The organism is Neoaquamicrobium sediminum, assembly GCF_013240295.1.
Lineage (GTDB): Bacteria > Pseudomonadota > Alphaproteobacteria > Rhizobiales > Rhizobiaceae > Aerobium > Aerobium sediminum.
Genome location: NZ_JABETK010000002.1, coordinates 1,926,464 through 1,941,666, shown reverse-complemented (window position 1 = coordinate 1,941,666; position 15,203 = coordinate 1,926,464). Strand labels below are relative to the sequence as shown.

The following is a 15,203-nucleotide window of genomic DNA, read 5'->3' as shown; positions in this document are numbered from 1 at the left end:
TGGTTCAGACTATCTTTTTGCGACTTCTGAGCGGCTCGGCGTGATTGCCGCCATAGACTGTCCAGTCTTCAAGGTTGCGGAAGGTCACCGCGCGGGCTCCAAGAACCGCGCCTTCGCCGATATGTACCCCCGGACCGACGAACGCCTCGGCCGCCACCCATGCGTTTCGCCCGACCTTGATCGGCCGAGCACGCAGCGGGAAGTCCGGGTCGTCGATGTCGTGGGTGCCCGTACACAGATGTGCCCGTTGCGAGACGATTGCGAAATCCTCGATCGTCACCGGGGCGACGTTGTAGCAGATTGCGCCCGGTCCCAGAGAGGCCCGCTCACCCATCTTCAAATTGCCGGGCCACCAGATCTTCACGCTGCTGCGCACCATGGCCGTCGGGTGGATGTCGGCTCCGAAGGCGCGCAGAACCAGCCGGCGCAGCGGCTGCAACTGCGGCGGCGTCCATCTCGCGAACAAAATCCAGCAGGTCGACCATGCCATCCTTGCCACACGATGGCGCAGTTCGAATGTCGCCCCGCCAAGCAACGGAGACCGTCCGTGCGCGCGGCCCCTGGGTTCTACTGTCTCGCTGTAACGGGCCATGGGTCACGCCACCGTTGCCGGCACAAGCCGGTGTCGGCTTTTGACCTGGTGCAGCGATGCCAACAACAGTGCCGGCGCCAGGAAAAAGATCATGTGCACCCAGACCTGCAACACCCAGTCGGTCACATGTGAAATGGAATGCATCGCAGGTACGATGCTGAGCATGTAGACGATCTGTCCCGTCGTGGACCCGCTCATGGCCGAGGCCCAGATGCGGGACATGAGATAGGAGAGGATGAGAAACTTGACCGCTCCGAAATACCAGAACGACAGGAAAGCATCGACAAAGCCGGTCTCGGTCGTGCCCGTTGGGGGAAGATAGTCTCGCGAGGGTTCCGGCGTCGGGATCATCAATGCCTTCTTCGTCGAGGCCCCAAGAATCTGGGCAGGCACGAAGTTGAAGACGAGACGGTTCCAGTGAACCGCGCCGTAGTCGAATTCGCCGCTGCGATCGATCTGCCCTATGCGCTGGACGGCGTTGCGAAACTCGAGCCCGCCATTGGCCAGGTTTTCCCTGAAGTTGTCGACGACATCGATCTCCATGATCTGCCGGGCGTCGAAGCCACCGCTTTCGCGGTTGATGTGACGGTAGTCGGCGAGGCTTCCCATGACGAGCGTGATGCCGACCACGCCAGCGATCGCAGCAAGACGTGGCGGTGTCCAGCCGCGATGGAACCAGTAGGCAAGCGCCAGGATCAAAACGATTTCCAGGGTCTCGGCACGCTTGCCCGTGACCAGAATCCGGTCGAGGCAGAATACCAGGTCGAAGGCGATGACCGCGCCGGCCAGCCAACTCGGTCGTCGTGCGAAACACAGGGCGGCGATGGCAAGTCCGTAAATCAGAAGCCGGCCGAAGAACAGGTAAACCACGCTGATGCCGGACATCTGAACGCCGACGGTCAGTTCCGAGGGCATGCGGCTGAGCTGGAAGTAGAACAGCGCTCCCACGAGCGACATGACGATGGCGACTTTCAGAAGCCTCGCTTCGGAAAAGCTCTGGGCGAAAAACGGAAGCGGCGCGGCATTCTCCCGCCAGCCAACACGGATCATCGCCATGCAAAGCACCGCGACGCCCATCGCGGCGGTATAGGCGCCCTCCGGCAGCGTCATATCGCTGATGACCGGCGGAATCTGCGGCACCAGGAAGGCAAACGCCATCATCCCTGCAAGAAACGGAAACTCGTAGACCCGCCGTGGGGAGGCAAAGCCGGTGGCAAGGAACCAGGCGACGATGCCGGTGAAAATCAAGGTCAGGGCCCAGCTCATGCCGGTTCTCCCGCGCACCAGCCAGTGGGCTTATCCGTAGCTTCGATATCTCGCGCGAGATCGCCGAGCGCGTAGACGACGGTCTTGGCATATTCCTGGGCTATCGCGGGGCCGTGATGGCTGAATGCGGCTCCTGGAAATGTCGGCGGGGGTTCCGTCGGATTGGATTTCCAGTCGATGCGCGGACAGGCCCTTTCGAAGCTCGCCAGAGCGCGGCGCGAATGGTACCAGCTTGTCACGAGCGTGGCCGAAGCCATCTCAGATCTGGCAAGTATGGGAGCGGAGAGCTGCGCGTTTTCGCGGGTACTACCGGATCGACATTCCGTGGTTATGGCACCCCTGGACACGCCCGCTGCAATCATGGCGTCGCGGATGTACAGACAGTCGCCGTCGCCCGATACGAGAATCCTGGGCGCCAGGCCGGCGAGCCACAGCTCTGCCGCTTTTGCAGCGCGCGGCGGTCCGTCTCCCCAAGCACCACAATGACATCGGTCCTCGCGAACGCGTCCCTCACCGTCAGCAGCGGTTCGGCCAGGGCGACCAGACAGAGATAGAGCACGAAAACCGCAATTGCCGCCAAAGCGGCCGCGGCGAGCATGCTTGCTCTCCCGATACCCGTTGTGATGAGTGCATTCATGAGCTGCATCGCGGTCGTCAGATCCGCAGGCCTTGCCGCCTGCGACGAAGCTCTTCCGTCTTCAGCCCAATCATGAACTCATAGCCGGAAATGAGCCGGCAATAGGCGTAGCCCGGCCAGCCGTCGAGGAAGCCGCCGCGCAGCACGTACATGTAGAGAAAGCGCAGGGTGGGGCGGAACGGCAGCCTGGCTGCCATCGCCTTCAGCGCGCCGCGCCGCTGGTCGGCACGTCGGCTGAACAAGGATGCCCAGCGTAGCGGCGGCGGCGGATTCTCGATCGCGAGTTCAGCCTCCACGCTCGAATAGCGGTTGTGTTTGTCGAACCAGGCGCGGAGCCCGTTGTTGAAGCTGTAGTGGATGAAATGCGCTTTCAGCAGGCCACCCGGCTGGTCGGAAGCGCAGACGGAATGGACCTCGCGGTCGAAGCGGACCTTGGCGGGCCTGACAAGCCGTGTGATCCAGGTGGGATACAGGCTCGCGTGCTTGATCCAGCGCCCCATGAACATGTTCTTGTAGCGCGCCTTGAAAAATGCTTCCGGCCGGCCTTGATCGGCGGCGATCGCCAGCATTTCGTCGCGCAGTTCTTCGGGCGTGATCTCGTCGGCGTCGGGCGTATAGACCCACTCGTTGAGGAACGGAATCTGGGTGAGCCCGAACATGCGCTGGCCGTTTTCGGTCGTGTAGTGATGCTGCACCACACGTGCGCCTGCTGCCCGTGCGATCTCGACGGTGCGGTCTGTGCTGAAGGAATCCAGCACCACCACATCGTCGCTCCAGTCGACCGAGGCAAGGCAAGCCGGCAGGTTCTGCTCCTCGTTGAAGGTCATGATGAGCACCGACACGCCGGTCCGAGTACGGCCTGCTCCTGAAGCTGCTCCCGACTTCCGGTCGGCCAGAACAGTGGTCATTGCCCACCTCCCATGACTGGCGGTGTGTCACGCCTGACGAAGCCCGCATTGCCAGCAGGCTGGACATTGGAGCTCCGCCCGGCTCCGGTGAGTGCAGTCACCGCTGCGACGTGCGCGGCAACCGGGATCGCAAGGCCGAGCGCCATCAGAATATCCGGTACGCCGAACAGAATGCCGAAATAGCCAATTGCGCCGCACAGCGCGCTGACACCTGCGATCATAATGGCAGCCTGCGCGTGCGGCATGCCGCGGTCGACCAGCAGGTGGTGCAGATGCATCCGATCTGGCGAAAAGGGGCTACGCCTAGCCGCGATGCGGCGCATGATAAGGCTCAGCGTATCCATGAACGGGATCACCAGGATCCACAGTGCACTGACAAATGCGACGCTGCTGCCGGTCGAGAGGCGAACGACGAAGTAGGCCAGGAACGCACCGAGCATGGCGCTGCCGGCATCTCCGAGGAAGACGCTGGCCTTGGACCGCCAGGGATGGCGCATGTTGAAGACGAGGAAGCCGATCGTTGCTGCCAGCAGCACGAGCGCCTGCAATACCACGTCGGTGTCACCCACATGGGCGGCTATGAGCGCGAGCCAGAAAAGCGCGGCAGCGACGCTTGCACCGGCGAGACCGTCGATGCCGTCGAGCATATTGATCGCATTGACGCTGCCGACGAGGAAAACGAGGGCAAGCGCACCGCCGAGCAGGGGTGACAGCAGCACCGGCAATTCGCCGACATAGCCCAGATGGATCGACAGGCTCATTCCAGGAAGGATGAGCAACAAGGCGGCACAAAGCTGGATGACCAGGCGCGTCGCTGCGCGCAGACCCCAGCGATCGTCGGCGGCACCCGTCAGGACCAGGATGCCGATGCCCGCGGCCATGTACCAGGGCACCTCGTGATGCCCGTCAAAACCGAGGGCGGTTATCAGGAAAGCGCCGAAGATCGCCAGTCCACCGCAGAGCGGCACCGCGCCTTCGTGCTGCTTTCGCAAATCTGGAAGATCGACGAGCCGGAAGCCGGGCGCAACGCGGCGCATGACTTCGATCAGCAACACGGTCGTCAGGATCGCGTTCAGAAGATGTGCGTAGAGATTTGGCAACCCCGCCTCCAAGCCCTTCCCAACCAAATGATCGGTATCACTTGCGCGATCCGAACATGGCTCAATGCTAGCTTGAACGCTGCTCCACTCTATCTGGACATTCAGGGAGCCGTTGGGCCCAAAAGAACTAGCTGCGTAATCCTCTGGTGGAGGGTAAGGGTTGCCGAGCAGCACCATGTGCCTTGGGAACCCCTCCCGTTATCCGCCGCATCGCTGTTTCGAGCCATAGCGGCGCGAGTCCATCGCCCCCACTCGCCGATGCAACCAAAGGCTTAACCCGGTGTCATTCGGATGCCGCAAAAGGACAAATCGTTCAAAGCGATTTCGAGTGCGCTCGGTGCGAGCATCAGCATCGGCGAGTTATCGGTCAATGTCTGCTCGGTAGCTGGGCAGATCGTGTGGAGTACGACCGAAATGGACGTGGTCATAAGCAGTTCCGAGACGCGATCTTTGAGCCTGGCCGCTCTCTACATCTGTCAATCTCTATTGCTCGAATTGGAAGAGACCGGCAGGATCGATCATGATGGCGTCCAGGGGTTGCTGAAAGATGCCGCTAACGCGCTACGCCAAAGCAGCGCTGTCGCTGCCAAGTCGCAATGGATGGAGGCGGGCCGCATCGTCGATGCGATGCGCCTGAGACACGACCGGCTCTCCGTCCTCGATAAGCCAGGATAGCAGGCGGTCTTCAGCAGACCATGAAAGCCGGCGGCGGCCGGCCGGGCAGGAGGGGTAATGAATCGCGTTCGACGTGCCTTCGTGATGGCTTCGGTTGAGCAGTATCTTTCGCTCATCATCAATTTCGTGCTCGTGGCAACCCTCTCTCGGCTCTTGACGCCGGCGGAGATCGGCATCGCCGTGGTCGGCCTGGGTGTGTGCGTCATCACCTTCTCTTTGCGCGAATTCTTCACCGCCGAGTTCCTCGTGCAGCGACCGGCCGTGAATGCGGAGGAGGTGCAGAGTTCCGGCACCATACTCATCTGTGCATGCGTGATGTTGGGGGTAGGCCTGATGCTGGCTGCCCCCATGCTGTCGCGGTTTTATGGCGAGGAAGGGCTGCAGCTTTTTCTCGCCGTCATGATCCTGGCAACCGTGATCGACACCATGTCCTACCCGGCGGTGGCGTTGCTGCATCGCGAGCTCGATTTCGGCAACACGGCAAGGATCCGCGTGGCCTCGATCGTGGCGATGGCCATCACCACCATCAGCCTCGCGGCGATGGGATTCGGCTTCATGAGCTATGCATGGGGCAATCTCGTTGCTGCGTGCGCAACGACACTGATGACGAGTTTCATCCATCCAGACGCCCTGCCGACGAAGCCGACAGTTTCCGCGTGGCGGGTCGTGCTGGATTTCGGCCGGTTCCGGGGCGCGGCAGGCATCGTCGACAAGATCTACGAGGCGATCCCGCAACTCGTGCTTGGCCGCTTCATGCCGATGTCCGATGTCGGGCTCTACAGCCGCATGAATGCGATCTCGGGCATACCCGACAAGATGCTGCTGTCTTCGGTATTCTCGATCGCCTTTCCAGCCCTTGCCGACGGCGTGCGCAACGGGCGGGACGTCAAGCGCGCGTATTTGCATGCGTTGAGGCTTATTTGCGTGATCTACTGGCCGGCCCTGCTTTTGATGGCGCTGCTTGCGCGGCCGGTCGTCAACCTCATCCTTGGGCCGGCCTGGATGGAGGTGGTGCCGCTTGTCCGGATCGTCGCGGTTGGGGGCATCTTCTTCTTCCCCGTCATACTTACCCATCCGCTGCTAATGGCTACAGGCAAGAACAAGACGGCATTCGTTTCCAACCTGACCGCCAAGTCCAGCGCCGCAGTCATCCTGTGCAGCGCCAGCATGTTCGGATTGACGGCGATGGCCTGGAGCCAGTTGGTGGCCCTGCCGTTGCAAATGATCATCGCGCTTCATTATGCGCGGAAGGCTGTTTCGTTTACTTGGCGCGACCTTGCCGGCGCGATCGGCAGCAGCGCGATCGTCACGGTCGCGGCGATGGCATGCCCGGTGGGTTTCACCTGCTGGATCCGGCCTGATCTCGATTTCACCGTCCTGGAGTTCGGGGCGGTCTTGCTTCTAGCCTTCTGCGGCTGGCTGGCGGGCGTGTTGCTCACGCGCCATCCCGTGCTCTCCGAGATGCTCAATCTGCTTCGACTGCGGCAATGGATATGGCGCGGGGAGGACCGTTCCGCCGAGAGGGGAGGAGAAAGAGGCGTTCTTCAGGGAACGGGCCAGGCATGAGCAACAAGATCGCCAGCATCGACATTCTCGTTCCGAGCTACAACTACGCGCGTTACCTGGACGAGTGCCTCCAAAGCATCCGATCTTACCGTGAATCTGGAATGCGGGTGCTGGTTATCGACAATGCGTCGACCGACGAAAGCGTCGCGATCGCTCGCCGACATGCATCCGAGGATCCGCGGATCGAGGTGCGAGCCCGCACCAAAAATCTCGGATCGACCTCCTCCTTCAATGAAGGCATAGACTGGGCGCGTTCGGATTATTTCGCCGTTCTGTGCGCCGACGATTTGTTTACGCCCGGGGCTCTGGCGCGCGCGGTCGCGATCATGGAGCGACACCGCAATGTCAATCTCGTTTACGGGCCCACGCGGTTCGTCATGGGCGACGACGAGGCCTCTCTTGCATCGACGGATGGAGCCGCAGAAGGCTATCAGGTGATGGCAGGCGGCGACTTCCTTGAAGAGTTCTGTCGAACCGGTCGCAATCCGGTTGCCGGTCCGGCCGTGGTCGTGCGGACAAGCACGCAAAAACGTGTGGGACACTATCGCGCCGAGCTCACCCATACCGATGACGTCGAGTTGTGGATGCGTTTCGCCGCCATAGGCGATGTCGCGCAGGTCGACGCCACGCAGGTCATCTCCCGTATCCACGGTGAAAACAAATCGTCCGCGGTTCGCGACGTCCATATGTGGAACGTCGAGATGGAGCGGGCCTTCAACGTTTTCTTCGCCGGGCCGGGCGCAAATCTGGCTCAAGCGGAAAGGCTCAGGAGGCTTGCGGTAAACAGCCTGGCGGCGCGGGCCTACTGGTGCGCGGTTTCCCACTTTGTTCGGCGGGAACCGGGGGTAGCCAATCTCATCCGCTTCGCCTTAAGCAGGCGTCCTTCGTTTGCGGTGCTGCCTCCTGTGGGAAGCCTGATGACCAGAGGCGATGCCATGGAGCGTATCGCCGCAACATTGCGATCCCTGACGGCTGGCGGTGTGCAGTCGGCCCGCGGTTGATGCCATGATCAGCGAGACGAGGGCGCACCTGGCGCGAGTTCCACTTCCCGCTCGGGAGGCGATGGCAGCAATTCAAGTACAGCGTCTCGCTGTGCGATCAGGCGTTTCATGTAGCCTGAAGTGACGATGGCCATCCGGTCAGCGATCTCGACACGCTCGGCCGATGCGCGCATGAATTGCTGCTTCAACAAATCAAGATCGAAATGCTCGATGTGCTGCGAGAAGCCATAAAGGCCGATCTGCCGCAGCAGCGCTTCGTTCTTTTCGGCATAGCCGAGAGAGATCAACGGCCGCTTCAGCTTGATAGCGCAGACGACGTTGTGGAACCTGCTGGCGACGACAACGTCTGTCAGCGCGATCTGGCGCATGAGCTCGAAAAGCGTTGTCGTCGGCTCGACGATGAGGGCTGATGTGAGCTCGGGAGATAGCGTTGCCTGCAGGCGCTCCAGCGCGTGCCACACGGCGCGCTGATCCATGATGTCGCCGGTCAGCAGCCGAACGTCGTGCCCCTTTTCCAGGAGCCACCCGATGAAGGACACGATCTTACCCATATAGAGGTCGTAAATCTCCTCGGAGTTGGCCCCGCGATTGACCCAGCCCGAATAGGCCATGACGCCCACACCGACGGTCAAAACATCCCGGACGGGCCTCGGCTTTGCCGGAGGCGGTGCAAGGGCAAAGGCCAGATCGGGACAGACCTGATCCGTACCGCGACCGATGCCCAATTCCACCATGAAATCGCGCGACTGGATGTCCCTGTAGGAGCGGTAATGGCACAGGCGCGCGGCTGCCGTGAGGAAGAAGCGGCTCATCGGGTGCCGGATGGGGCCGGCGCCGATGCTGACAAACGCCAGGCGTGCGCCGACCAGCCGTGCCGCAAGGCACCAGCGCAGTATCATCAGCGGCCATCCGCGCGGTATCTCCTGAAAGTCGTCTAGAAAACCGGTCCCCGGGACGAGAACCATATCGGCGCCCTTCAATTGTCTGATCGGATCCAGCAGGTGGATTATGCGGCCGGGAAGCCTCAACAGCACACGATTGAGAAATGAAGCGACCCTGCCGGTCATGACAGGGCGCGATGTTCCGATCGACGAGATGCCAAGGTCGGACTCCACATTGGCCGGGTTTGGACAAGCGCAGACAATCTCGGCGTCCGGCCGCGCATCGCGCAGCAGGTCCGCCATTGCCTTCAGGGATCCATCGTTGCCGGTGTTTCCGCAGCCGAACTGCCCGAACAACACGATTTTCATGTCCACCCCTCGTGGATTTTTGCGTGACATACTGTCGAGCGGGCTGCCGAAGGACAGTTGGCATTTCGAGGGTGGTTCACCAAACGCCAGACACAGGGATGCTGGCCTGCCACTCCAATGCACCATGCCTAAGCCGCACGCACACGCGCTCACCACAAAGGGGTAGGGCCAGCTTGCACCAATACCCGACTATCGAGCCGGGGCGTTTGGCCTAGCATGCGACGGATTCAGGCGACACCGCCGACGTCCCGGCGATGGAAACCCGACGGTGATTTCGTGAAACTCGCATATTTCGTCAAGCCGCATCTGGGCGGTACCTACACGGTCTTTCGGCAACTTCGGAAGGGTCTGCGGGCACACGGCATCGAAGTCGAGTGGATGGGGCTGTCGCATGACGCGCGCGAGGCCACCGCCTGGACCGATACTTCGGAGAACGGCGTGCTGCTTCACACCGACAGTTGCAGCAGCGAGAAGCAGCAGGCAGAGGCCATGCTGGCCGCCTTGCACGAACGTGGCTTCGACGGTGTCTTCGTCAATGTGCTGGCCGATCGCGTGCAGATGAATCTCGCGCGATACCTGCCTGCGCACATGCTGCGGATCATGATCGTGCACAACATCACGCCCGGCACATACGCCGCGGCCCGCGCGCTGCGCGACCATGTCCACGCCACTGTCGGCGTGTCGCAGCGCTGCCGGCGCGACCTGGTTGTCCGCCACGGTTTTCCCGTCTCGCGCACTTTCGCAATACCGAATGCGCTGGAGGTCGAGGAAATTGCCGATAGACGACGACGCCGCGAGCCCGCAGAGCCGCTGAGGGTTCTTTACCTGGGGCGTGTCGAGGACGCGTCTAAAGGCGTCTTCTGGCTTCCCGACATCATGGCCGCTATTACCGAGCCGGTCACGCTGACGGTCGCCGGCGATGGGCCCGACCTTGAAGCGTTGAAAACGCGGCTGGCACCCCATGCCGCCAGAACCAGTTTTGTCGGCGCCGTGTCGCCGGATCAGGTTCCCGAAACGCTTGCTTCTCACGATGTGCTGCTGATGCCCTCGCGCTTCGAAGGTTTTGGCCTGACGTTGCTGGAGGCAATGGCGTCGGGCTGCGTGCCTGTTGTTTCCGACATTGCCGGCGTCACCGATACGATCGCTGAAAACGACGTGTCAGGCGTTCTGTTTCCCATTGGTGATTGTCGCTCGGCGGCGCGGAGCATCGACGAGCTTGGGCACAATCCGGAGCGACTAGCGACGATGTCCGTGGCTGCGCGGCATCGCGTGGCGAACAAGTTCGGGCTCAAGCGCATGGCTGGAAGCTATGCGCGTCTCATCGAAGACATAGCGCATCAGCGCCCTACGATCGCGCTGCCGCTGCCGATGGACGAATGGGCGACGCCGCTTGGCCTTCGCGCCGGCCTGCGAACCTACCTGCCCGCGCCGGTCAAGAACTGGCTCAGGGTTGCACGCGAACGCTGGTACCGAAATCCTTCGAGGGATGCTGCCTAGATGATTACTGACTTTACGCGATCCGACGCGTTGCGCAGCCGTGCCGCGGAACTCATTCCCGGCGGTGCCCACACCTATGCCAAGGGAGACGACCAGTACCCCGTGCTGTCGCCCGGTTTCATTGCCCGTGGCGAAGGCTGTCACGTCTGGGATGTGGATGGAAACCGTTACATCGAGTACGGCATGGGCAACCGTGCCGTGGGGCTTGGCCACGCCTACGCTCCGGTGGTCGATGCTGCCGCTCGCGCGATGCGCGACGGAGCAAATTTCACGAGGCCGCACCGGCTTGAGGCCGAATGTGCCCAGTCGTTTCTGGACACTGTCAAGGGCGCGGAGATGGTCAAGTTCTGCAAGGACGGGTCCGATGCCACCTCGGCGGCCGTGCGGCTGGCGCGGGCGTATACCGGACGTGACATGGTCGCCTGCTGTGCAGACCATCCGTTCTTCTCGACCGACGACTGGTTCATCGGCACCACGCCGATGAACGCCGGCATTCCCGAGGCCGTCAGGCGGCTCACCGTGACGTTCCGCTACGGCGATGCCTCGAGTGTGGAAGCCCTGTTCGCGCTCTATCCCGGCCGCATCGCTGCGGTCATCATGGAGCCCTCGCGCGGGGATGATCCGCCGGCCGGCTATCTGCATGAGGTACAGCGTGTCTGCCGGGACAACGGCGCGCTGCTGATCCTCGATGAGATGATCACGGGTTTCCGCTGGCATGAGGGCGGCGCCCAGACGCTGTATGGCATCGTTCCGGACCTGTCGTGTTTCGGCAAGGCACTCGGCAATGGCTTTTCCATCTCGGCGCTCGCCGGTCGCCGCGAGATCATGCGGCTGGGCGGGCTCGACCATGTCGACCGGCCACGCGTGTTCCTGCTGTCGACCACGCACGGCGCGGAGACGCATGCGCTGGCGGCGGCGATTGCGACGATGCAGATCTATCGGGACGAACCAGTCATCGAACATCTCTATCGCCAGGGCAGGCGGCTGCGGGAGGGGGTAACGCTCGCCGCGAGAAGGCGAGGGGTGGAGAGCCACTTCGCAGCCGTCGGTCGCGATTGCTGTCTGGCGTTCAGTACGCTCGATCGGGCGGGGAGGCCCTCGCAGGCCTTCCGGACACTGTTCCTGCAGGAGATCATCCGCCGTGGCGTGCTCGCCCCGTCCTTCGTGGTGAGCTACACACATGGTGACGCGGAAATAGAAGAGACCGTGTCAGCCGTCGATGCCGCTTTGGAGATCTACGCGCGGGCGCTTGAAGATGGCGTCGAACGCCACCTCGTCGGTCGGCCGTCGCAGGTGGTTTTCAGAGCGTTCAACGGTGCTGCTACGGCGGGGCACAAGCAGCTTGCGGCCGTCAGATAACGGAATGCCGGCGACCCTGCGTGCCATTTTCGTATCGGTTTTGCTGCTCGCGACGGCTTCGGCCGCGTGGGCGACCACTTTCCCGCTTCGCATCAATGACGGAGGGAGCTACCTCGTCGATGCAGACGACCGCCCCTTCCTCCTGCACGGCGATACCGCGTGGTCGCTGATTGCGGAACTGACCAGGGAGGAGGTTGAAGTCTATCTCGCGGACCGTCGGTCGCGTGGCTTCAATACACTCGTCGTGTCGCTCATCGAGCACAAATTCGCCAGCAACGCGCCGGCAAATGCCTATGGCAATCTTCCGTTCGCCGAGGGGCGGCCCTTCGAGCCGAACGATGCCTTTTTCGATCATGCGCGATGGGTTTTGTCGCGGGCGCGGGAGGAGGGCTTCGTCGTGCTGCTGACGCCCGCCTATCTCGGCTTCGGGGGGCGAAGAAGGCTGGTATGCGCAGATGCAGGCTGCCGGCACGGAGAAACTCGAAGCCTACGGCCGGTATCTGGCCGAGCATTTTCGTGGGCTCGGCAACATCATATGGCTACACGGCGGTGACTACGATCCGGCCGACCCGTCGCTTGTCGAGGCGGTGATCGATGGCCTGCGGGCCGGGGGCGATAGCGCTCTGGCTGCCGCGCACGGAGCGCCGGACTCGATCCCTGCGCAGGTGTGGCGGAATGCCGACTGGATGGACATCGAGACGATCTATTCCTATTCCGATGTGCATCGCCAGGTTCTTGAAAGATACCAGATGGAGCTGGGCCGACCTCTGCTGCTGCTGGAGGGGGTATACGAAGGCGAACACGACTCGAGCGAGCAATCGCTGCGTGAAATCGCCTATGGCGCTCTTCTCGGCGGTGCGGCGGGACAGGTGTTCGGCAACAATCCCATATGGCATTTCAGCGGACCCGGTATCTACTCCGTCGAGGAGACGTGGCGCGAGGCGCTCGCGAGCCGCGGCGCGGAAAGCATGACACATCTGAAAACGCTGTTCGATGGGATCGCGTGGTGGACGCTTGAGCCTGCTTTGGCGGATGGCCCGATCCAAGCAGCGGGAGGCCGGCTGATGACGGCGGTCGCTCCCGACCGAAGCTGGTCGATTTCCTATCTGGTGGCGCCGACTGGCGTCGAGATCGACCCCTCCAAGTTCGGTGCCGAAAGACTGAGCATACGGTGGTACGACCCCTCGGCTGGAGTGATGGGGCAGCCGACCGCGGTTTCGCCCGACCAGGGAAGACCTGTCGCAGTAGCGCCACCGGCACAACAAAACCGGGCAGGCTTCGCAGACTGGGTCCTGCTCGTTTCGGCAGGAGAATAGCTCTAAGGCGACACTTTTCGCGCGAGCGCCAAAAGCGTCCAGCCAAGGCCGAGCCGCTCCTTGAACCGTTCGAACCTGTCGTCGAAGAGAGCCCGGACCGGATAGTTGATCTTGCGTGAGTTCAGCAGGCGCATGACACCTCGATTGGCTCTCGGCGTCACCGACTTCAGTTCGAGTATCCGGAAGGAACGGGAGAGCAGGGCGGTCAATTCGCGGGCGTCGACCCATCGTCTGATCTGCCCCGGCCCAGGCGGTTCGATCCGGTTGTATCGCTCGAGCACCGGGCGGTTCTGAGTCGCGAGCATCAACAAGCCGTTGGGTTTCAGCAATCTCGCGATGCGCTCGACAAATGCCTGCTGGTCGGCAACGTGAGCCAGAACTTCGAGAGTGACGACAGCGTCGAACTGCTCCGGCTCCAGTTCCAGTGTCATGAAGTCCCCCGCGAGGAAACGGACCTGTGGGAACAAAGTTCGGGCGGTTTCGATCTGCGTCGGCGACAGATCGGTTGCCGTGACGTTGCCGAACGCTGCAAGCCGAGGGCAAAGCCACCCGGTGCCACATCCGACTTCGAGCAGCTTCATATTGGTGACGTCGAGCGATGAGAGCCAGTCGCAAACGATTCTGGCCTGACGCGCCGATATTTCCTCGTATCCCTTGTCGCCCGAAATGGCGGCCCAACTGTCCCAGAACTTCCGTTGCAGGTTGAGCGGCGGCTGCGCTGTCATTGTCATATGTCCAAGAGAAATGTCTCATGACGATACGCACAGGTCGAAGATGGTGTCGAAGTGGCGAAATCATCCTTGGCATGGAAGCCGACCGCCAACGAACGGTCAGTATACCTCCCAACGGGTGATGCCAGGCCACCATCACCCGCCGCATTCATCCTTTCGGCGACCTCGTTGCGTGGCGGGCGAAGAGGCTAGCCTTGCAGCAACCGAAACGCTGAAAACGGATATATGCGATGCGCGTGCTTGTTACCGGCCACAAAGGCTATCTCGGATCCGTGATGGTGCCGCACCTGCTCGAGGCGGGGCACACGGTTACCGGCCTCGATTCCGACCTGTACGAGAGATGCACCTACGACAGAGGCGGCACGCAGGCGGCAGTGCCGCATATCCGCAAGGATGTCCGCGATGCCGTACCGGAAGATTTCGAGGGGCAGGATGCGGTCATTCATCTAGCCGCGTTGTCCAACGATCCGCTGAGCAACCTCAATCCCAACGTGACCTACGACATCAATCATCGCGGCAGCGTGCATGTAGCGTGCATGGCCAAGGAAGCGGGTGTGCGCCGCTTCCTGTTTGCGTCGTCCTGCAGCAATTACGGCCAGTCGACTGCAGAGCTGATCGACGAGACTGGTGCGCTGCGCCCGGTGACGCCCTATGGCTGGTCGAAGGTCCTCGCCGAACGCGACATCACCAAGCTGGCCGATGCCGACTTCTGTCCCGTCTTCTTCCGGCCGGCGACGGCCTATGGCATGTCGCCACGCATCCGGTTCGACATCGTGCTCAACAATCTCGTGGCCGGCGCTGTCGCCGACGGCAGCATCTTCCTGAAATCCGATGGCACGCCATGGCGCCCGATCGTTCATGCGCAGGACATTGCCCGTGCATTCGCGGCCGGGCTCGTTGCGCCGACGGACAAGGTCCACGCCCAGGCATTCAATGTCGGCACCACCGCCCACAACTACCGCATCAGCGAGATCGCCGAAATTGTCGCGAGCGTGGTTCCAGGTTGCCGGGTGGACTATGCCGAAGGTGCCGGTCCGGATACGCGTTCCTATCGTGTCAGTTTCGAGAAGCTCGCCACGGTCTTGCCGGCGGCGCGGCCGCAATGGGATGCCGAAGCGGGTGCGAAGGAACTCTACGCCGCCTTCTCGCAGTCCGGCGTGTCGCGCGACGATTTCGAGGGGCCGCGCTTCCAGCGCATTGCTCACATAAAACAGCTCATGCGCGATGGTGTCATCGACAGCGAATTGCGTCACACGGAAAAAGCCAGGGTCGGCAAGACACTGTCACTTGTCGATTGATCGCCGC

General features: G+C 62.1%; 16 protein-coding genes and 1 pseudogene. 9 read left to right on the top strand and 8 right to left on the bottom strand.

The features are described 5' to 3' along the window. Positions 1-4 precede the first annotated feature (4 nt). The 6 genes from HK436_RS21350 to HK436_RS21330 form a co-directional block, all read right to left on the bottom strand. Entirely contained in the window at positions 5-592 is a 588-nt protein-coding gene (locus tag HK436_RS21350) for an LbetaH domain-containing protein (RefSeq protein WP_173192998.1), read from the bottom strand. A 3-nt stretch (positions 593-595) separates the two neighbouring features. Beyond that, a complete protein-coding gene (locus HK436_RS21345) occupies positions 596-1,858 on the bottom strand; it encodes a hypothetical protein (RefSeq protein ID WP_173192997.1) in 1,263 nt (420 codons plus the stop codon). After that, positions 1,855-2,265 carry a YdcF family protein gene (locus HK436_RS21340; protein ID WP_312860693.1) on the bottom strand — a complete coding sequence of 137 codons (411 nt, stop codon included), beginning with the start codon at positions 2,263-2,265 and terminating at the stop codon, positions 1,855-1,857. Before HK436_RS21340 ends, HK436_RS21345 begins: the two co-directional genes overlap by 4 nt. Then, complete coding sequence (locus tag HK436_RS31605) at positions 2,217-2,456, bottom strand: hypothetical protein (RefSeq protein ID WP_244649095.1); 240 nt, start codon at positions 2,454-2,456, stop codon at positions 2,217-2,219. Before HK436_RS31605 ends, HK436_RS21340 begins: the two co-directional genes overlap by 49 nt. Before the next feature lie 56 nt (positions 2,457-2,512). Next, positions 2,513-3,322 carry a glycosyltransferase family 2 protein gene (locus HK436_RS21335; protein WP_312860692.1) on the bottom strand — a complete coding sequence of 270 codons (810 nt, stop codon included), beginning with the start codon at positions 3,320-3,322 and terminating at the stop codon, positions 2,513-2,515. A 77-nt stretch (positions 3,323-3,399) separates the two neighbouring features. Continuing rightward, complete coding sequence (locus tag HK436_RS21330; RefSeq protein WP_173192995.1) at positions 3,400-4,503, bottom strand: MraY family glycosyltransferase; 1,104 nt, start codon at positions 4,501-4,503, stop codon at positions 3,400-3,402. A gap of 291 nt (positions 4,504-4,794) precedes the next feature. Between HK436_RS21330 and HK436_RS21325 the strand changes: the two genes are divergently transcribed. From HK436_RS21325 to HK436_RS21315, 3 genes are read left to right on the top strand one after another with little or no spacing between them, the layout of a single operon-like run. Further along, on the top strand, positions 4,795-5,178 hold the full coding sequence (locus tag HK436_RS21325) for a hypothetical protein (protein ID WP_173192994.1): 384 nt from the start codon (positions 4,795-4,797) through the stop codon (positions 5,176-5,178). Between the two features lie 57 nt (positions 5,179-5,235). Then, a complete protein-coding gene (locus tag HK436_RS21320; protein WP_173192992.1) occupies positions 5,236-6,744 on the top strand; it encodes an oligosaccharide flippase family protein in 1,509 nt (502 codons plus the stop codon). Beyond that, the gene (locus HK436_RS21315; RefSeq protein WP_173192990.1) at positions 6,741-7,745 is read left to right on the top strand and encodes a glycosyltransferase family A protein; all 1,005 of its coding nucleotides are present in this window, start codon (positions 6,741-6,743) and stop codon (positions 7,743-7,745) included. The genes HK436_RS21320 and HK436_RS21315 overlap by 4 nt, the downstream gene beginning before the upstream one ends. Positions 7,746-7,753: 8 nt before the next feature. On the opposite strand, the gene HK436_RS21310 is transcribed toward HK436_RS21315, so the two are convergent. Then, a complete protein-coding gene (locus HK436_RS21310; RefSeq protein WP_173192988.1) occupies positions 7,754-8,995 on the bottom strand; it encodes a polysaccharide pyruvyl transferase family protein in 1,242 nt (413 codons plus the stop codon). 276 nt (positions 8,996-9,271) lie between these two features. On the opposite strand from HK436_RS21310, the gene HK436_RS21305 reads away from it, so the two are divergent. The 5 genes and pseudogenes from HK436_RS21305 to HK436_RS33645 all read left to right on the top strand — a co-directional run bounded on the left by HK436_RS21305 (position 9,272) and on the right by HK436_RS33645 (position 13,167). After that, on the top strand, positions 9,272-10,492 hold the full coding sequence (locus tag HK436_RS21305) for a glycosyltransferase family 4 protein (protein WP_173192979.1): 1,221 nt from the start codon (positions 9,272-9,274) through the stop codon (positions 10,490-10,492). Beyond that, positions 10,493-11,851 carry a glutamate-1-semialdehyde 2,1-aminomutase gene (locus HK436_RS21300; RefSeq protein ID WP_173192971.1) on the top strand — a complete coding sequence of 453 codons (1,359 nt, stop codon included), beginning with the start codon at positions 10,493-10,495 and terminating at the stop codon, positions 11,849-11,851. Next, a complete protein-coding gene (locus tag HK436_RS33655; protein ID WP_376769182.1) occupies positions 11,748-12,404 on the top strand; it encodes an apiosidase-like domain-containing protein in 657 nt (218 codons plus the stop codon). Before HK436_RS21300 ends, HK436_RS33655 begins: the two co-directional genes overlap by 104 nt. Continuing rightward, positions 12,298-12,852 (top strand): annotated as a pseudogene (locus tag HK436_RS33650) (apiosidase-like domain-containing protein); the annotation flags it as partial. The gene HK436_RS33655 and the pseudogene HK436_RS33650, both read left to right, overlap by 107 nt. A gap of 63 nt (positions 12,853-12,915) precedes the next feature. After that, positions 12,916-13,167 carry a putative collagen-binding domain-containing protein gene (locus HK436_RS33645; RefSeq protein ID WP_244649294.1) on the top strand — a complete coding sequence of 84 codons (252 nt, stop codon included), beginning with the start codon at positions 12,916-12,918 and terminating at the stop codon, positions 13,165-13,167. 2 nt (positions 13,168-13,169) lie between these two features. On the opposite strand, the gene HK436_RS21285 is transcribed toward HK436_RS33645, so the two are convergent. Further along, on the bottom strand, positions 13,170-13,892 hold the full coding sequence (locus tag HK436_RS21285; RefSeq protein ID WP_173192965.1) for a class I SAM-dependent methyltransferase: 723 nt from the start codon (positions 13,890-13,892) through the stop codon (positions 13,170-13,172). 236 nt (positions 13,893-14,128) lie between these two features. On the opposite strand from HK436_RS21285, the gene HK436_RS21280 reads away from it, so the two are divergent. Beyond that, positions 14,129-15,196: an NAD-dependent epimerase/dehydratase family protein gene (locus HK436_RS21280; protein ID WP_173192963.1), complete on the top strand. Its 1,068-nt coding sequence runs from the start codon at positions 14,129-14,131 to the stop codon at positions 15,194-15,196. Positions 15,197-15,203: the final 7 nt, after the last annotated feature.